This window comes from Rhodococcus sp. NPDC004095, assembly GCF_053604015.1.
The window spans coordinates 312,923-331,130 of sequence record NZ_JBSGGS010000005.1 but is presented as its reverse complement, the minus strand read 5'-3'; the positions used below and the strand labels follow the sequence as shown (position 1 = coordinate 331,130).

The following is an 18,208-nucleotide window of genomic DNA, read 5'->3' as shown; positions in this document are numbered from 1 at the left end:
GGCACCCCACCGACCGATTCCGCGATTGCGTTCCCGCGCCTACCCCTCGTGCACTCCCGGCAACGGTGCACCCACGGTGAACGTCGCACCGAACGGATCGGTGATCTCCGCGGTTCGCCCGTATTTCATGTCAGTGGCATTCTTCGCGGTGCCACCGGCGGCGCGGGCGGCGGCGACGGCCTTGTCGGCGTCGACGACCTGGAACAGCGTGCCCCAGGCCGATCCGGACGCGGTCGGGTCGCCGAGGATGCCCCCGATCTCGTGCCCGTCGGGTCGGCGCAGGAAGGTGAAGTCCATACCGGGCAGGTCCTCGTTCCCGTCCAGCGTGAAGTCGAACACCGCGGAGTAGAAGGTTCGGGCCGGGCCCGGGTTGGGCGTCACCAGATCGTTGCGGAGCAGCGTGTTCGGCTCGTTGACCAGTTCGCAGCCGACGTGCGCGAACCCCTGCCACAGTCCGAACTGTGCGCCGGAGGGATCCCGCACGATCGCCATCCGTCCCTCGCCCATCACGTCCATCGGCTCCGCCAGCACGATGCCACCCGCGTCGGTGGCCCGCGCGACCGTTTCGTCCACGTCGGCAGTGGCCAGATAGACGCTCCACCAGAATTCCGTTGCCACCGGATCGGGATTGGGCATCAACGCGGCGACCTTCTTGCCCCGCAGCAGGCACATCGTGTAGCGCCCCGCCTCCTCGGGGCCGATGGCGGCTTCCCAACCGAAGACCGCCCCGTAGAACGACATCGCCCGATCGAGATCAGGGATGCCCAGGTCGATCCAGGTGGGGGTGCCCAGCGGTTGGTTCGTGGAGACGACGCTCATCACAGCTCCTGGGGCGGTCAGTGCGGCCTGGACTGCCGGATACCACCGGCAGCCAGTGGACGGTCCCAGCCTCCTCCCACCCCGATCACGGCGCAATTTCAGCCGACGTCAGGCGGTCTCCGCACCCGAGCCCAGTCGGGGAAAGGGCTCGGTCGAGAACACGACCTCGACGGCCACCTCGAAGTACGCGGCGATCCGCAGAGCGAGGTGCAGGCTGGGGCTGTACTCGCCGCGTTCGAGGTACCCGACCGTCTGATAGTGGACTCCCAGCGCCTCGGCCAACTCCCGCCGCGAGATGCCCCGCTCGGCACGCAGCATCGCGATGCGGTTGTAGATGACCTCAGAAGGCACGCTGCATCGCCTTCTCTCGCCGTGCCGCCATACTCGATCCTGACTCGTGACGCGCCATGCGCCGCAACACTACCGGCGCGATCAGCAGCCCTGCGACGGCCCAGACGCCGAGCACGGCAGCCGTCTCGATGTGCCGCCAGGACTCGCCGATCTCGATGGCGACCGCCTCGGGAGGCAGCAGCGCCGAGCGCATTCCGAGCCCGCTCCAGTAGATCGGGAACACCTGTGCCACGCCCTGCAGCCAGCCCGGCAACGCGGTGATCGGATAGAAGATGCCGGAGATCGCAATGAGTCCCATGAGCGGCATCGTCAGCAGGAACGTCGCGCGCGGTCCGTCGAGGACGGCGCCGAGGATCGCCCCGACCGGCAGCGCGGCGAGCAGGCTGAGCAGCAGAACCCAGACAAACGTCAGCCACGACGCGGCCCCGTCGAGCGAGGACCCGCCGATGATCGCCATCCCCACCGCCAGCACGACAGCCACCTGCACGACAACGGATCCCGCGGCGGAGACGATCTTGCCTACGACGTAGCCGATCATGCCGCCCGGCACCGCCTTGGCCCGCAACAGCGTTCCGTCCTCCCGGTCGAGGACGAGCACGTTGGTGATCGCGAACAGACCGTTGAACACGATGATCGACCCGATCAACCCGGGCAGTGCCAGTTCGGCGACGGAGAGCTCGCCACCCGGGTACTCGCGATTGCGCAGCAGGTAGAGCACGACCAGTGTGATGGCCGGCGTCAGGAACTGACCGATCAGGTCGGGGGCGGCGGTGAACAGTTGACGAAGCTCGATCCATCCGCGGGTGAAGCCCGCCCGGACCGCATTGGACGTGGGGTTCATCGTGCGACCTCCGAGAGTGTGGGCACCCCGGTCGGGGCGTCGCCGGACTCGTGGCGGCGGACCAGGGCCATGTAGGTGTCCTCCAGCGAGGCGCGGCGCACCTCCAGTTCGCCGATGGAGTCGCCGTGCTGCTTGAACAGCTCGTGGACGAACTTCGTCGACTCGGTGGTGGTGTGCACGAAGCGCTGGTCGTCGACGGTCCAGCGCACCTCCGCCTCACCTGCGATCGCGCGGGTCAGCTCGTCGGGCGAGCCGTCGGCGACGATGCACCCGCCGGCCAGGATCAGGATCCGGTCCGCGATCTTCTCCGCTTCGTCGAGGTCGTGGGTGGTGAGCAGCACGGTCGTATCCTCGAGATCGGCCAGTCGGTGGACGAGGTCGTGGAAGTCACGACGAGCCGCGGGATCGAAGCCCGCGGTGGGTTCGTCCATGAACAACAACTCCGGACGGCCGACGATCCCGATCGCCACGTCCAGCCGGCGCCGTTGACCACCGGACAACGTGCCGATCTTGGCTCCCGCCTGGCCGGACAGCCCGACAAGCTCGATGAGTTCAGTTGTGTCCCAAGGCTGTTGGAATCGTTCACCGAGGTATGGGCGATAGAACACGCCGATGTGCTCGAGCAGATCGCGCACGCGCCACTTGGCGTGGTCGCGCCAGGACTGCAGGACGACACCCACCCGGGCGCGCCAGCGCTCGTCGCCGTGTTCCGGATCGACACCGAGGACGGTGACGCCACCCGCCGACCGAGTGCGGAAGCCCTCCAGTATCTCGATGGTGGTCGTCTTGCCCGCCCCGTTGGGGCCGAGCATGACCAGCACCTCGCCGCGGCGCGCCTGGAAGCTCACCCCACGCAGAACGTCGGTGTCGCCGTATCGCATTCGCACAGCGTCGACGTCGAGCACAACACCGTCCCTCGAACCCATGACCCCTCCCCATAATCAACCTACGATTTTATGTAGCATATCTACTACATTTCGATGCGGCAATGCTCCGGAGGAACATCGGATGCAGTCACCCCACAGCCTGGGTCGGACACCGGTGTCGGCGCCGCCGTCGCGGCGGCGCGATCCGGGGCGAGGGGCGCCGAAACAGCAAGCGGGAGACGTGCCCTAAGCTGCCGCCAGTGATCGATGAGGCGGCGCCGGCCGCAAAGCATGTTGACGCGGGCGTCCCGGACAAGGGGCTGCGGTCGGGGGCACTGACCCTGACGTCCAGTGTGGTGATCGGGGTCGCGTCGGCCGGACCGGCGTACAGCATCGCCGCGACGCTCGGCCTGGTGGTGGCCGCGGTCGGCCTGCAGGCGCCGGTCATCGCACTGCTGGCGTTCGTCCCGATCCTGTTCGCCGCGTTCGGGTATCAGCAACTCAACCGCGTCGAACCCGACTGCGGCACCACCTTCGTGTGGGCGACCCGCGCGTTCGGCCCGTCCTGGGGCTGGATGTGCGGCTGGGCCATCGTCGTCGCCGACGTGCTGGTGATGGCGAGCATGGCCCAGGTCGCCGGCCAGTACACCTTCCTGTTGTTGGGCGCGGACGGCATCGGACACGATCCGACGCACATCGCGGTCCTCGTGCTCGGCGTCGCGTTCATGCTCGCGATGACGTGGCTGTGTTTCCGCGGCATCGAACTCTCCGCCCGGATCCAGCGACTGCTGCTCACGGTGGAGTTCGTGGCGCTCGTGGTGTTCGCGGTGGTCGCATTGGTTCGGGTGTGGCTTGGCCGCGCGGGCGAGGCGGCCCTGACACCCCAGTGGAGTTGGTTCAACCCCTTCGAAATCGGCTCCTTCTCCACCTTCGTCAACGCGATCCTGCTGATGGTCTTCATCTACTGGGGCTGGGACTCGGTGGTCTCGGTCAACGAGGAAACCGTCGACGCGAGGCACACCCCGGGCCGGTCCGCCGTGATCTCCACGGTCGTGCTGGTCGCCCTGTACGTGCTGGTGACCATCGCCGCTCAGTCGTTCGCCGGTGTCGGCGAGGACGGCACCGGATTGGCCAATCCCGAGCACTTCGACGACTTCTTCGCCGCCCTCGGCACCGCGGTGTTCGGGGACGGACCGGTCGGAGTGTTCCTCGTGCACGTGCTGCTGCTCATGATCCTGACCTCGGCGATCGCGTCCACACAGACCACGATCCTCCCGACGGCGCGCACGACGCTGTCGATGGGCGTGTTCAAGGCGCTGCCCGCGTCCTTCGCGAGTGTGCATCCGCGGTTCCGGACACCGACGGTGTCGACGCTGGCGATGGGCGGCGTGTCAGCGGCCCTGTACGTGGTGTTCAACTTCATCGCGGCGGGCGACCTGATCTACGACTCCGTCGCGGCGATCGGTATCGCGGTCGGCTTCTACTACGGGATGACGGGGCTGGCCTGCGCGTGGCTGTACCGCGACACCCTGCGCCAGGGCGGCCGGGAGGCATGGCTGCGCGTGCTGCTCCCCCTGACCGGTGGGGCGATGCTGCTGTTCGCGGCCGGGTGGACGACGGTGACGTCGTTCGCCGCCGACTACGGCGAGACGGCGTGGACCCTGCCGTTCGCCCCGCACTGGCAGGTCGGCGGGGTGTTCCTGCTCGGGGTCGGCTCGATGCTCATCGGCCTCCCGCTGATGTGGTGGTGCAAGCGCCGCGAACCCGCATTCTTCGACGGCGACACCGTCGCACGCGGACTCCCGGCCGAGGAACTCGTCGACGCGGGCCGGCACTGACCACGAGCCGAAACCCCTTCCCCCCCGAGTTCCCGGATCGGTCCGGGAACCCGGGGTCTCACGTCACCAGGCGTTCAGCGTGTTCAGGATCTGCGGGCGGGCCTTCCACAGCTCGGACTCCCAGTAAGGCCAGGAGTGGACACCGTTCGCCGGGAAGCTGTAGGTCGCCGGGACACCGAGGGTGTCCAGCCGTACCTGGAAGGCCCTGCTGTTGGCGAGCGCGAGCGCCTCGAGTCCCATCGCGTTGGCCATGTGGTAGAAGTCGATCGGCGCGCTCGGGTGGTCGAACTGGCCGGGCAGGCCGCTGGCGGCCGACACGTACAGCGACAGACCCCGCAGCTGTGGGGCGAACACGAACGGGTCGTTGCGCAGCCACGCCCTGCTCCACGGCGGGCCCCACATCGAGTCGACGTTGAAGCGGCCGGCGTCGAGCATCGCGACGCGGATCGCCTCGCGCATGCCGGGCGCCGAGATGTTCAGGTACCCGGACAGCGAGCCGGCGAACCTGAACTGGTCGCGGTGGTAGGCCGCCAGCGTCAGGGCCGCGGAGCCGCCCATCGACAGGCCGAGCACGCCGTTGTTGGAGCGCGAGACACCGCGCGTCGCCAGGTAGTCCGGGAGGTTCTTCGTCAGGAAGGTCTCCCACCGGTAGGCGGTCTGCTGCCCGTTGAAGTTCGACGGCGCCAGCCAGTCGCTGTAGAAGGAGGATTCCCCGCCCACCGGCATCACCAGCGTGACGTTGTCGTTCCCGTACTGGGCGAGGGCGTTGGTGTCGTGCGCCCAGGCGTTGTAGTCGTTGCGCGCCCGCATGCCGTCGAGCAGGTACAGCGCCGCGTTGCCGCCGCGCCTGGCCCACTGGATCTGCACCTTGATCGGGCCCATGTCCGAGGGCACCCAGACCTCTTCGTAGCCACCCCACGGCGCTCGGTGCGTGATCGGGGCGGCACCGGCGACCGCGCCGCCCGCCGTTCCGGCGATCACGCCCGCGACGACCGTCGTCGCGGCCAGCGTCCGCAACCCGCGTCCGATCCGACGGGACCATCCTGCTCTCGACATCGGCGAAAACCTTTCCCCCTCGCCGAACCGCGGACGACGGCCGCGCCCGCTCGGACGCCACCCACCACCGTTCGACGAATGTGTAGCTCGGTGTTGACCCGACCCACCGGACAGTGTTACAGGTGGGACTGGTGTTTCGCCCGAGGCGTGCCCCGATCGAGATCGGACGGTGTACTCGACCGAGACCTACCGGTATTCGCTAGAGGATCGCGACCGCGACGACCAGTCCCAGCGCCAGGTGGGCGGCGGCGACCACGAGGACCTCGGGCGTGAACCGGTCGCGGACGAGGACCTCGCCGATGTCGATGGCCGTCACCAGTTCGACGAGTCGCACGGAGATCACCTGTGCGGCTATGCCCACCAGGCCGAACACCGCGCTGTAGATCAGGCCCTCAACCAGCTTGCCGGACGAGGCGTAGATCGCCAGCACGACGATCAGCGCCATGCTGACCATGCCGGACGCGGTGACCACGGCGGCATTCGGTCGCCCCTCCCGAACCAGCGTCCGCAGGTGACCGGGGGTCGTCCAGTCGATCGCGAAGAAGCCGAGGACCATCAGGACGAGCCCGAGGATCGCGTACAGCACGATCGCCGAGACGCCCCGGCCGAGGGTGGACCAGTAGTCGCTACCGAGGGCTACCACCGCAGTGGTCATCGTGATGCTCCTTCGTCGGATCGTGAGGTGATTCGGGGTGGGTCAGGCCTGCGGGATGCGATGCGGCACGAACGCGGCACCGTCGTCGGTGACCAGTCCGGCGGTCTCGCGGATGCCGAGGCCGGCGGCCTCGTCTCCGACGATCCACGCGCCGAGCGCCGGTCGCATGCCGTCGAATTCGGGCAGGGGATCGAGCAGTTGGTAGACGAACCCCTCCTCGCCGTAGATGCCGCCGGTGGCGGTGTCCATCCCGGCGCCGACAATGGAAACGTTGGCGCCCTCACGGCCGAGCTTCGGCTTGCGCACGTACTCGGTGAGCTCGTGCGGGTCGTCGATGTACGCCGGAAGCAGGTTCGGGTGGCCCGGGTACATCTCCCACAACACCGCGAGGATCGCCTTGTTGCTCAGGATCGCCTTCCACAGCGGTTCGACCCACAGGGTTTCGGGAAGGAGTTCGACTGCGCGCCTGCCGAACTCGTCGTCGAGGATCCACTCCCACGGGTACAACTTGAACAGCGAGGAGATCGGCGCCTCCTCGAGGTCGACGAACCGGTGCAGGTCGGGGTCGAAGCCGATCTCCTCGATCGCGAGGGCGACGGTGTCCAGCCCCGCCTCCGCCGCACATTCCTGCATGTAGGCGACGGTGACGTTGTCCTCGCCGCTCAGGTCCGCGCTCGACCACGCCAGATGCAGTTCGGCACTGGGCAGTTGGCTTCGGATCTCGGCCCATCGTGCGACCAGTTTCTCGTGCAGCGAGTTCCACTGGTCGTCACCGGGATGGGTGTCGGTGAGCCAGTGCCACTGCAGGATCGACGCCTCCAGCAGCGTGGTCGGGGTGTCGGCGTTGTACTCGAGGAGCTTCGCCGGCCGCCGCGCGTCGTAGCGCAGGTCGAAGCGCCCGTACACGTGTGGGTCGCCGCGGCGCCACGACTGTGCGATCGGCTCCCACGTCCACTCCGGCAGCCCGAAGTCGCGAAAGCGTTCCGTGAGAATGACGTGGTCGACGGCCTTGAGGCACATCGAGTGCAGCAGTTCGACATCCGCTTCGAGGGCGAGGATCTCGTCCATCTCGAACTCGTAGTGGACGGACTCGTCCCAGTACGGGCGGTCGGTGCCGTCGGCCATCCGCGCCGGAGTGCCGAACACCATGCCCTGCGCGGCGACGGTTTCCTTCCAGCGCGGACGGGGGGTGCTTCGCAGTCGCCTCACGTCAGGTGCCGACGCTTCCGCTGCTCTTGCTGCCGAAGCCGCCCCGCTGGATGGTGGTGCCGGACTTGGTCTTGATGGTGGTCCCCTTCGGTGTGACCACGGTCCCGCCCGACACCTTGGTGCCGACCGGTCCCGTGCTGCCGCCGTAGTAGTAGCGATAGGTGGACCCGGCGTAGATGAAGACCCCGCCCGCCCCGGGAGTACCGGTGGTGCAGTAGGACTCGTCGACCACGACCTCGGTGTCGGGGTCGATGCAGGTGGCCTCGACCTCGTCCGAGGACAACACCGAGTAGCCGAGGGCGACCAGGCCGACGACCCCGACGACGGCGACGCCACCGATCATGGCCTTGCGCCGGGTTCGCCGCTTCGCCTCGTCCTTGGCGGCCTGCTCGGCGGCGAGACGCTCCTCCTCCTCGCGGGTGCGGCGCGCCTTGTCCCGGGCGCGCGCCTCTGCAACGGTCGGCGGTCGAGGAGCGGTCTTGCCGGGTTCCTGGCGGCGGATACGTCCGGCCGCAGGACGGATCTCGTCACCTTCGGCCGGAGGACGGATCTCGTCACCTTCGGCCGGAGGACGGATCTCGTCACCGCCGGCCGGAGGACGGACCTCGTCACCGCCGGCCGGAGGACGGACCTCGTCACCGCCGGCCGGAGGACGGACCTCGTCACCGCCGGCCGGAGGACGGACGTCGTCACCACCCGACCGGGGCTGCGATCCGCCCGAGCCGGACTCACCTGCGGCGCCGGCATCCGGGTGCTGTTCCTCGGGTCCCATCGGCCCCTCCCCCCTGTGTGTCGACACTCGCACCGACCCTAGGTCACGTCGTACAGATCCCCGCGCGGCACCCCCACCCTCTGGACGGGGTCAGCGCTCGACGAATCCGACCAGGTTCCCGGCCGCATCCGACCAGCTCTCGACGACGAGGTCGACGACGCCGGGGGTCGATCCGGATCTGAGCAGGTCCAGCAGCCTTTCGCACTCCGGGCGTGGTCCTTCGGCAATCACCAGGACGCGACCGTCGGGTCGGTTGGTTGCGTGCCCGACCAGGCCGAGTTCCAGTGCCCGCGAACGGGTCCACCACCGGAAGCCGACGCCCTGCACGGTGCCGTGCACCCACGCGGTCAACCGAACCCGTTGCGCGTCCACTGCGGCCACGGTCAGTTCGTCGGTGGCGTGAGGCGGTGCACCGTGCCGTCGAAACCGGTCGTGTACAGCGACGCCGCGTCCCACCCGGGTCCGGCGCCGAACCGGACCGAGGACGTCAGCGGCAGACCTGACGCGATCTCGCAGCTGTCGCCGGTCGCGGGGTCGAGGCGCACGACTTTGCCTGCGCCGTTGAGAGCCATGTACACCCGGCCGTCGGCGTCGACGGTCAGGTCGTCTCCGGCGTTCGTCTGACCGTTCCCGGGGAGGGAGACGGTCGTGATGTCGCCGTCGAGGTCCGCCGCGTCGAGGATGCGCACCTCGGTGGTCTTCTCGAAGGTGTTGCCGATGTACACGCGCGAGCCCGAGGTGAAAATGCCGTTGGCCGAACCGATGTCGCTGCGCACGGTCTCGGACTTGTCCGTGCTCCCGGCGGGGACGCGGGTCAGCCCCGGGTCCCGGCCCAGCGCGTGGGTCACCAGCAGGTCGCCGCTCTCGAGCCGGGTGAGACCGTTCGGCATCGTCAGCCCGCTGGCCAGTGTGGTGCGGTCCCCGCCGTCGCGGCGGACCGACTCGACGGTGCCGTTGGTGCCGTTGTACAGACCGGCCATCACGTTGTTGCCGGTGGTGAACACCACGCGGTCGTCGTCCACGACGATGCCGCCGGGAGAGGGCACTCCGGACACCAGCGTGCCCTTCTCGCCGCTGGGAGTCAGGGTGCGGATGGCGCCTTCGCCGAGGGCCGGGCTCTCCGAGAGCAGCAGGCCGCCGTCTCCGTCGAACGCGAGGTTCTCGAGCACACCGAATCCGCTCGCGACGGTGCTGACCCGCCACGTCGTGCACGCGGGCGGCGCGACCGGTGTTGTCGTCGGCGCGGTGGTGGTGGTCGCCACGGCAGACATCGGCGCGGCGGGGGCCGCGGACGACGCGGGTGCGGCGGTGGTGGTCGGGGCGGCGCCGGTCGTCTGCTCCGCGCCGGGCAGCGCAGGAAGGGCGGGCAGCGACGGGACCGGCAGCGGCGGCAGTGTCGGAATCTGTACCGGGAGCTCGGCAGCCGGAAGCGGGGGCACCGGCAGGGTGCTCGTGGGCGCGGTGCTCGTGGGCGCGACCGAGCTGGGCTGAGCGGCGGCGAGTGGTGCACCGGCGACCACGCCGGCAGCCACCACGGCGCCGACCATCGCAACGCGGGACAGAGTCATGGCGCCTATCAGATCACGAATCGGTTTCAATCGAAAGCCGAACGACAGTGCCGCTTTTGAGGGTACGACCGACCGTGCACACCTTGTCGATCGACTTCTCGACCACCGTGATCAGCCGCTGTTGTGCGTCCGCGTCGAGTTCGCTGAGATCTAGCTCGAGCACCTCCTCCAGGAGGGGGTAGACCTCGTTCTCGCGGTCGGCCGCGCCGGAGACCCGCACGGTGGCGTCGTAGTCGTCGCCGAGGCGCCGCGACAGCGGAAGGTCCGAACTCATTCCGCTGCAGGCCGCGAGCGCGATCTTGAGCAGCTCGCCCGGGGTGAACACGCCTTCGACGGACTCCGACCCGATCAGCACCTCGGCCCCGCGGGAGCTGCGGCCCGTGTAGCGGCGGGTGCCGGTTCGCTCGACCCACAGCTCGGTCGTGGCGTGGCTGTTCTCGGGGCTCTGATCAGTCATGGCCCAATCCTGCCATTGCCGCCGCGACCGGCGGTCGTGCACCCGTCCGCAACGTCACTCCTGGAAGCGGTATCCCATCCCGGCCTCGGTGATGAGATGTCGCGGCCTCGAGGGGTCGTCCTCGAGTTTGCGGCGAAGTTGCGCGAGATACACCCGGAGGTAGTGGGTCTCGGTGGCGTACGCCGGTCCCCACACCTCCCGGAGCAGTTCCTTCTGCCCCACGAGCTTGCCCTTGTTGCGCACCAGCATTTCCAGCATGCCCCACTCGGTGGGGGTCAGATGGACCTCCGCGTCCGCCTTCGTCACCTTCTTCGCGGCGAGGTCGACGGTGAACGAATCGGTCACCACCACCGGGTCGTTGGCGTCCGAGGCGGCCGCCCCGCGCCGGACCGCCGCCCGAAGGCGGGCGAGGAACTCGTCCATGCCGAACGGCTTGGTGACGTAGTCGTCGGCGCCGGCGTCGAGTGCGGCGACCTTGTCCGACGAGTCGGTACGCGCGGACAGCACGATCACCGGCACCGTGGACCAACCGCGCAGCCCGGCAAGGACTTCGATGCCGTCCATGTCGGGGAGGCCGAGGTCCAGCACGATCACGTCGGGATGCCGCTCGGCGGCCGCCCGTAACGCGGCGGCGCCGTTGGCCGCGGTCGTCACGTCGTATCCGCGGACACTCAGGTTGATCCGCAGCGCGCGAAGGATCTGCGGTTCGTCGTCGATCACCAATATCCGCGTCATGCGGCGAGCCTTTCCGTCACTCAGTCAGCCTTTCCGATTCCGGCCAGATCCACCACCATGGTCAGTCCCCCGCCCGGTGTGTCGGTGGCGCCGACGGTGCCACCCATCGCGTCGACGAAGCCGCGCACCACCGACAGCCCGAGCCCGACGCCGGTCGTGGTGTCCCGGTCGCCGAGTCGCTGGAACGAGTCGAACATCTGCTCTTCGGCCCCGCGAGGGATGCCCGGGCCGGAATCCGTGACGGTGATCAGCACCCGATCCTTCACCGCCCCGGCGCCGATCCGCACCACTCCCTCCGGGGCGTACCGCAGTGCGTTGTCCACCAGGTTCGCCACCACGCGTTCGAGGAGTCCGCTGTCGGCGAGGACGGCGTGACCACCCACGTCCACCTGGACCCGGTCCCGCAGTGCCCGTGCGGAGCCCGCCGTGGCGCCGACACCGACACCGACGAGCGCCCGGTGTACCACTTCGTCGAGGTACACCGGCCGCAGGGCGGGCCGGACGACACCTGCGGCGAGCCGCGAGGAGTCGAGAAGATTGCCGACCAAGTTCGTCAGCTGGTCGGTCGACTCCTCCACCGTGGCAAGCAGTTCCGCGGTGTCCTCGGGCGAGAACTCGACGTCGTCGCTGCGCAGGCTCGACACGGCCGCCTTGACCGCGGCCAGCGGGGTGCGCAGGTCGTGGCTGACCGCGGACAGCAGGGCCCGCCGGAGCCGGTCGGCCTCGGCGAGTGCCCGCGCCTGCATGGCCTCCGCCGCCAACTGTTCCTGCCGGATCAGCCCGACGGCCTGATTCGCGACCGCGGTGAGTACCCGCCGGTCCCGCGCCGCCACGTCGGATCCGCTCAGCGCCAACGCGTAATCGGTATCGCCCGCCTCGCACACCGTGTCCGCGGCGTCGAGCGTGCGCGGCGGGTCCTCCCCGACCGCGCTGACCACCCCGCCCTCCCGATGGATGACGCTGACGGCCCGCTGTCCGTAGGTTTCCCGGACCTTGTCCAGGAGCGCGGGTAGGTCCGCACCGCGGAGCACCGATCCCGCGAACAATGCGAGCAGCTCGGCTTCCTGGGACGCCCGGCGGGCCTCCCTCGCGCGTTTGGCGGCCGCGTCGACGAGCACCGCGACCGCGACCGCGACGACAAGCAGCACCACGGTGGTGATGAAGTTGTCCGGCTCGGCGATCGTGAAACTGCGCAGCGGCGGCGTGAAGAAGTAGTTGAGGAGCAGCCCGGAGATCAGCGCCGACAGCACCGCCGGCGCCACCCCGCCGAGCAGCGCCACGATCAGCACCACGACGAAGAACAGCGCGCTCTCGCCGCCGACGTCGTATCTGGCATTGATCGCCCACATCAGCAGCGCGGCGAACGACGGCACCAGCAGCGCCGCGATCCACGACACCGCGCGGCGGGGCCGGGACCCGGTGGGTAGCCACCGGCGGGGCGGCTTCGTCTCGCCGTGAGTGACCATGTGCACGTCGATGCCGCCGGACTGCTGCACGACGGTCGCGCCGATGCCCTCGTCGAAGATGCGCGCCCACCGGGACCGGCGTGAGGTGCCGAGCACCAACTGGGTTGCGTTCGCCGAGCGGGCGAAATCCAGCAGTGTCGCCGGGACGTCGTCGCCGACGACGCTGTGCAGGCTGGCGCCGACGCTCGCCGCGAGCTTGCGCACCTTCCCCATCTCCGGCGCCGACACCCCGGCCAACCCGTCGCCACGGACCACGTGCACGACCATCAGTTCGGCGCTGGCCTTCGACGCGATCCGGCTCGCCCGCCGGATCAGCGTCTCGGACTCCGGGCCACCGGTGACCGCGACGACCACCCGCTCCCGCGCCTCCCAGGTGTCGGTGATCGCGTTCTCGGCGCGGTACTTCGCCAGCGCCGCGTCCACCTGGTCGGCCACCCACAGCAACGCCAGTTCCCGCAGCGCGGTGAGGTTCCCCCGCCGGAAATAGTTGCTCAGCGCGGCGTCGACCTTCTCCGCCGCATAGACGTTTCCGTGGGAGAGCCTGCGCCGCAACGCCTCCGGGGTGATGTCCACCAACTCGACCTGGGTGGCCGAACGCACCACCTCGTCGGGCAGCGTCTCCCGCTGCACCGCCCCGGTGATCTGCTGGACGACATCGTTCAGCGATTCGAGGTGTTGCACGTTCACCGTGGACAGCACGTCGATGCCCGCGGCGAGCAATTCCTCGACGTCCTGCCAGCGCTTCTCGTTCCGGCTGCCCGGGGTGTTGGTGTGGGCGAGCTCGTCCACGAGGACGAGGGCGGGCCGCCGACGCAGGACCGCATCGACGTCCAGCTCCCCCATCCGTGTGCCCCGGTACTCGATGATCTTCGGTGGGATCACCTCGAGATCACCGATCTGCGCGGCGGTGCGGGCGCGGCCGTGCGTCTCCACCACGGCCGCGACCACATCGGTGCCCCGCTCGCGTCGCCGGTGTGCCTCACCGAGCATCGCGTAGGTCTTGCCGACGCCCGGCGCTGCGCCCAGGTAGATGCGCAGTTCGCCGCGCTTGCGGGCGGTGTCGCTGCCGCTCGTCGCAGACCGCGGCACGGGTTCGATACCACTCACCCCGCCATCATCCACCCGCGGTCGCACAATCCGGTGCCGTGAGCCCGAGCGCGAGGTTCAGTTCGAGCACGTTCACCCGCTCCGCGCCGAGGAAGCCGAACTGGCGGCCGTCGGTGTGCGCGTCGACGAGGGCACGCACCCTGTCCTCGCTCAACCCGTTGACCTCGGCGACGCGGCGCACCTGCAGCTCCGCGTACGCGGGGCTGATGTGCGGGTCGACACCGGAACCGGACCCCGTCAGCGCGTCGACCGGTACCCGATCCGGCGACACGCCCTCGCGGTCGGCGATCGCCGTGCGCCGGGCATCGACGAAACCGGCCAGGATCTCGCTGCTTGGCCCCTGATTGGTGGGTAGGGCGACGGCGGGGTCACCGGGCGCGAACGGGTCGTCGTCGGAGACGGACCCGGTCACCCGGGGATGGAAGAACCGGTCCGGCTCCCCGGCGGACACCTGCGGGTCGATGCCGATCCACCGGCTGCCGACCACACACCCGGTGGCGTCGCGGACGGGTGAGCCCTCAGCCGATCCGGACGACAGGCGCCCGATCCCCCACACGGCGGCGGGGTACGCAATGCCGAGTACCACGGTCAATGCGAGCAGGACGGCAAGTCCCGCTCCGACCTGACGCAGAAATCCGATCGTGAATCGCATGGTCACTCACCCAATCCCGGGGATCAGTCGGACGACGAGGTCGATCAGCCAGATGCCGATGAACGGCGTGACGACACCGCCGATTCCGTACACCAACAGGTTCCGTCCGAGCAGCTTCGAGGCGGTCGCCGGCCGGTAGCGGACACCCTTGAGCGCCAACGGGATCAACGCGATGATGACCAGCGCGTTGAACACCACCGCGGACACGATCGCCGACTCCGGCGTGGCCAGACGCATGATGTTCAGCGTATCCAGCTGCGGATAGATCACGCTGAAGAGCGCGGGGAGGATCGCGAAGTACTTCGCCAGGTCGTTGGCCAGCGAGAAGGTGGTCAACGCGCCGCGGGTGATCAGCAACTGCTTGCCGATCTCGACCACCTCGATCAGCTTGGTGGGGTCCGAGTCGAGATCCACCATGTTCCCCGCCTCCTTGGCGGCGGAGGTTCCGGTGTTCATCGCGACCCCGACATCGGCCTGCGCGAGCGCGGGCGCGTCGTTGGTGCCGTCGCCGGTCATCGCGACCAGCCGGCCACCACTCTGCTCGCGGCGGATCAGCGCGAGCTTGTCCTCCGGGGTGGCCTCGGCCATGAAGTCGTCGACCCCGGCCTCCGCCGCGATCGCCTTGGCGGTCAACGGGTTGTCGCCGGTGACCATCACAGTCCTGATGCCCATCGCCCGGAGTTCGGCGAACCGCTGTGCGATACCGGGCTTCACGACGTCGGCGAGCTTGATCACGCCGAGCACCCGCACCCCGTCCGGCGACGCGTCGGCCACCACCAGCGGGGTGCCACCGCCTGCGGCGATGTCGCCGACCGTGTCGGTGACTGCGACGTCGGCGGCTCCGCCCTGCGCGCTCACCCACCCGAGGACGGCGTCGCCGGCACCCTTACGGATCTGCCGGACCTCATCCGTGTCGTCCCGCATGTCGAGCCCACTCATCCGGGTCTGCGCGGTGAACGGCACGAACTCCGCCGCCTTCTCGGCCTCGGTCGGGTCCGCGGACAGGCCGAACTCGGTGGCGCACAACTCGACGATGCTGCGCCCCTCCGGGGTGCCGTCGGCCAGACTGGACAGCCGCGCCGCGGCCGCGAGGTCGACGGCGTCGACGCCCGGTGCCGGGTACAGGGCGGTGGCACGACGGTTGCCGAAGGTGATGGTGCCGGTCTTGTCCATCAGGAGGGTGTCGATGTCGCCTGCGGCCTCGACCGCCCGGCCGGACATCGCCAGCACGTTGCGCTGGACCAGCCGGTCCATGCCTGCGATGCCGATCGCCGAGAGCAACGCGCCGATGGTGGTCGGGATCAGGCACACCAGCAGGGCGATCAGCTTGATCGGGTCCTGCTCGTGGCCCGCGTACAGACCCATCGGCCCGATCGCGACGACGGCGAGCAGGAAGATGATCGTCAGCGACGCGAGCAGGATGTTCAGCGCGATCTCGTTGGGTGTCTTCTGCCGGGCCGCGCCCTCGACGAGAGCGATCATCCGGTCCACGAAGGACTGCCCGGGGGCGGCGGTGATCTCGACGACGATCCGGTCGGACAGCACCACGGTGCCGCCGGTGACGGCACAGCGGTCGCCGCCGGACTCGCGGACCACGGGCGCGGACTCACCGGTGATCGCGGACTCGTCGACGGTGGCGATGCCCTCGACGACGTCGCCGTCACCGGGGATCACCTCACCGGCGACGACGACCACCCGGTCCCCCACCCGCAGATCGGTCCCCGGGATCGACTCGATCGACCCACTGTCGGTGATCCGGTGGGCGGTGGTGTCCTGTTTGACCTTTCGCAGGCTGGCGGCCTGCGCCTTTCCGCGGCCCTCGGCGACGGATTCGGCGAGGTTCGCGAACAGGACGGTGAACCACAACCAGCCGGCGACCACCCACGCGAACACGGACGGGTCGGCGAGCGCCATCACCGTCGTCACCACCGAGCCGACGAATACCACGAACATGACGGGATTGCGGGCCAGGTGGCGGGGGTCGAGCTTGCGGACCGCGCCCGGCAGCGCGGTCACCATCTGCCGGGGGTCGAACAGGCCGGCCTTGACCGGCGTGGAATCCGGACCACCGTCGGGTCCGGGGAACGTCCGGGGACGTTCCTGGATCTTCACGCTCATTGCAGAGCCTCCGCGATCGGGCCCAGCGCCAGGGCCGGGAAGAAGGTGAGTGCAGCCACCAGAACGACGGTGCCGGTGAGCAGTCCGGCGAACATCGGTCCGGAGGTAGGCAGTGTGCCCGCGTTGGGTTCGGAACGCTTCTGTGCGGCAAGCGATCCGGCCAGAGCCAGGACGAAGAGGATCGGCAGGAACCGGCCGAGCAGCATGCAGACCCCGAGCGAGGACTGGAACCAGTCGCTGGTCACGGTGAGCCCGCCGAAGGCGCTGCCGTTGTTGTTCGACGCCGACGCGAAGGCGTAGAGCACCTCGCTGAAGCCGTGGATTGCCTGCGGGGTGCCGGGATCCCCGGAATTGCCGAGGTATCCGATGGTCGAGCCGAGGATCACCGTGATCGAGGTGCCGATCAGCACCAGGGCCGGCATCACCAGCACCGACAGTGCGGCGAGGGTGATCTCCCGCCTGCCGAGCTTCTTGCCGAGGTACTCGGGGGTGCGACCGACGAGCAGTCCGCCGACGAACACGGCGATGATCGCCAGGACGAGGATGCCGTACAGGCCGGTGCCGACACCGCCGGGGGCGATCTCGCCGAGCAGCATGTTCAGCAGGACCGCACCGCCTCCGAGCGGCGACATGCTGTCGTGCGCGGAGTTGACCGCGCCGGTGGATGTTCCGGTCGTGGTGACCGCGAACAGCGCGCTGCCGGGGATCCCGAACCGGACCTCCTTGCCCTCCATCATCGCGCCGGCCGCGGTCGCGGCCACGCCGCGCGTGCCGGACTCGGCGGCCAGCGTCACCGCGAGCAGGCCGCCCCACAGCACGCCCATCACCGCGAGCAGGGTCAGTCCCTGCTTCCGGTCGCCGACCATGGTGCCGAAGGTCCGGGTCAGGCACACCGGGATCAGCAGGATCGCGAGGATCTCGACGATGTTGGTGACCGGGGTCGGGTTCTCGTACGGGTGCGCGGAGTTCGCGGCGAGAATGCCGCCGCCGTTGGTGCCGAGTTCCTTGATCGCCTCCTGCGAGGCCACCGGCGCGAGGGCGTTGGTGACGACGTTCCCGTCCAGTCCGGTGGACTCGAATCCGGTCCGGAAGGACTGGATCACGCCCTGACTCAACAGGATCAGCGCGATGACGAACGAGATCGGCAGCAGGATCCGCAGGCAGCCCCGGGTCAGGTCGACCCAGAAGTTGCCGATCTCGCCGCCCCGGGACACCCGGACGAAGCCGCGGATCAGGGCGACCGCGACGGCCATGCCGACCCCGGCGGACACGAAGTTCTGCACCGCCAGCCCGAGCGGCTGGGTGAGGTTGCTCATCGTGGTCTCGGGCGCGTAGGACTGCCAGTTGGTGTTCGCCACGAACGAGGCCGCCGTGTTGAACGCGACCGCGGGGCTGACCCCCTCGAGTCCGCCGCTCAGCGGCAGCACGCCCTGGATGCGCTGCAGGAAGTACAGGAAGAGCACGCTCGCGGCGGAGAAGCCGAGGAGCGAACCGGCGTAGCCGTACCAGGTCTGGTCGGAGCGGGCATTGATCCGGCAGAGCCGGTAGAGGACCGTCTCGATCCGCAGGTCGCGGGATCTCAGGTTTGCATCGGTGGTGTAGACCTTGGCCATGTAGTCACCGACGGGGACGTATGCGATCGCGAGCACGCCGACGACGAACGCGATCTGCAGTCCCGCTGCGAGTGCGGGATTCACA

Annotated in this window: 17 protein-coding genes; 1 reads left to right on the top strand and 16 read right to left on the bottom strand. The window is 69.2% G+C overall.

Annotated elements, in window-relative coordinates; all coding sequences use genetic code 11:
* Nucleotides 1–39 precede the first annotated feature (39 nt).
* The 4 genes from ACWEPG_RS12220 to ACWEPG_RS12205 form a co-directional block, all read right to left on the bottom strand.
* A complete protein-coding gene (locus tag ACWEPG_RS12220; protein WP_452594444.1) occupies nucleotides 40–819 on the bottom strand; it encodes a VOC family protein in 780 nt (259 codons plus the stop codon).
* A gap of 108 nt (nucleotides 820–927) precedes the next feature.
* The gene (locus ACWEPG_RS12215; protein WP_450112242.1) at nucleotides 928–1,170 is read right to left on the bottom strand and encodes a helix-turn-helix transcriptional regulator; all 243 of its coding nucleotides are present in this window, start codon (nucleotides 1,168–1,170) and stop codon (nucleotides 928–930) included.
* A complete protein-coding gene (locus ACWEPG_RS12210; RefSeq protein WP_450112241.1) occupies nucleotides 1,160–2,011 on the bottom strand; it encodes an ABC transporter permease in 852 nt (283 codons plus the stop codon). Before ACWEPG_RS12210 ends, ACWEPG_RS12215 begins: the two co-directional genes overlap by 11 nt.
* On the bottom strand, nucleotides 2,008–2,937 hold the full coding sequence (locus ACWEPG_RS12205) for an ABC transporter ATP-binding protein (protein WP_450112240.1): 930 nt from the start codon (nucleotides 2,935–2,937) through the stop codon (nucleotides 2,008–2,010). Before ACWEPG_RS12205 ends, ACWEPG_RS12210 begins: the two co-directional genes overlap by 4 nt.
* A 200-nt stretch (nucleotides 2,938–3,137) precedes the next feature.
* Here ACWEPG_RS12205 and ACWEPG_RS12200 point away from each other — a divergent pair, with 200 nt between their 5' ends.
* Nucleotides 3,138–4,715 (top strand): APC family permease, encoded by a 1,578-nt coding sequence (locus ACWEPG_RS12200; RefSeq protein ID WP_450112239.1) that lies wholly within the window; start codon nucleotides 3,138–3,140, stop codon nucleotides 4,713–4,715.
* A gap of 63 nt (nucleotides 4,716–4,778) precedes the next feature.
* Here ACWEPG_RS12200 and ACWEPG_RS12195 read toward each other — a convergent pair whose 3' ends face one another.
* The 12 genes from ACWEPG_RS12195 to kdpA all read right to left on the bottom strand — a co-directional run bounded on the left by ACWEPG_RS12195 (nucleotide 4,779) and on the right by kdpA (nucleotide 18,207).
* Nucleotides 4,779–5,771, bottom strand: coding sequence for an alpha/beta hydrolase (locus ACWEPG_RS12195; RefSeq protein WP_450112238.1), 993 nt, complete (start codon nucleotides 5,769–5,771; stop codon nucleotides 4,779–4,781).
* A 199-nt stretch (nucleotides 5,772–5,970) separates the two neighbouring features.
* A complete protein-coding gene (locus ACWEPG_RS12190) occupies nucleotides 5,971–6,426 on the bottom strand; it encodes a DUF350 domain-containing protein (RefSeq protein ID WP_450112237.1) in 456 nt (151 codons plus the stop codon).
* A gap of 42 nt (nucleotides 6,427–6,468) precedes the next feature.
* Complete coding sequence (locus tag ACWEPG_RS12185) at nucleotides 6,469–7,635, bottom strand: glutathionylspermidine synthase family protein (RefSeq protein WP_450112236.1); 1,167 nt, start codon at nucleotides 7,633–7,635, stop codon at nucleotides 6,469–6,471.
* Between the two features lies 1 nt (nucleotide 7,636).
* Nucleotides 7,637–8,137, bottom strand: coding sequence for a hypothetical protein (locus ACWEPG_RS12180; RefSeq protein WP_452594542.1), 501 nt, complete (start codon nucleotides 8,135–8,137; stop codon nucleotides 7,637–7,639).
* A 360-nt stretch (nucleotides 8,138–8,497) separates the two neighbouring features.
* Nucleotides 8,498–8,788, bottom strand: coding sequence for an acylphosphatase (locus ACWEPG_RS12175; protein ID WP_450112235.1), 291 nt, complete (start codon nucleotides 8,786–8,788; stop codon nucleotides 8,498–8,500).
* A gap of 2 nt (nucleotides 8,789–8,790) precedes the next feature.
* Nucleotides 8,791–9,975 carry an SMP-30/gluconolactonase/LRE family protein gene (locus ACWEPG_RS12170; RefSeq protein WP_450112234.1) on the bottom strand — a complete coding sequence of 395 codons (1,185 nt, stop codon included), beginning with the start codon at nucleotides 9,973–9,975 and terminating at the stop codon, nucleotides 8,791–8,793.
* A 13-nt stretch (nucleotides 9,976–9,988) separates the two neighbouring features.
* Nucleotides 9,989–10,432: an OsmC family protein gene (locus ACWEPG_RS12165; RefSeq protein WP_450112255.1), complete on the bottom strand. Its 444-nt coding sequence runs from the start codon at nucleotides 10,430–10,432 to the stop codon at nucleotides 9,989–9,991.
* A 54-nt stretch (nucleotides 10,433–10,486) separates the two neighbouring features.
* Nucleotides 10,487–11,167 carry a response regulator gene (locus ACWEPG_RS12160; RefSeq protein WP_450112233.1) on the bottom strand — a complete coding sequence of 227 codons (681 nt, stop codon included), beginning with the start codon at nucleotides 11,165–11,167 and terminating at the stop codon, nucleotides 10,487–10,489.
* 20 nt (nucleotides 11,168–11,187) lie between these two features.
* Complete coding sequence (locus ACWEPG_RS12155) at nucleotides 11,188–13,740, bottom strand: DUF4118 domain-containing protein (protein ID WP_452594443.1); 2,553 nt, start codon at nucleotides 13,738–13,740, stop codon at nucleotides 11,188–11,190.
* Between the two features lie 7 nt (nucleotides 13,741–13,747).
* The gene (locus ACWEPG_RS12150; protein ID WP_450112231.1) at nucleotides 13,748–14,392 is read right to left on the bottom strand and encodes a potassium-transporting ATPase subunit C; all 645 of its coding nucleotides are present in this window, start codon (nucleotides 14,390–14,392) and stop codon (nucleotides 13,748–13,750) included.
* Nucleotides 14,393–14,398: 6 nt separating this feature from the next.
* Complete coding sequence (gene kdpB, locus ACWEPG_RS12145) at nucleotides 14,399–16,510, bottom strand: potassium-transporting ATPase subunit KdpB (RefSeq protein ID WP_452594442.1); 2,112 nt, start codon at nucleotides 16,508–16,510, stop codon at nucleotides 14,399–14,401.
* Entirely contained in the window at nucleotides 16,507–18,207 is a 1,701-nt protein-coding gene (kdpA, locus tag ACWEPG_RS12140) for a potassium-transporting ATPase subunit KdpA (protein ID WP_452594441.1), read from the bottom strand. The genes kdpB and kdpA overlap by 4 nt, the downstream gene beginning before the upstream one ends.
* Between the last annotated feature and the right edge of the window lies 1 nt (nucleotide 18,208).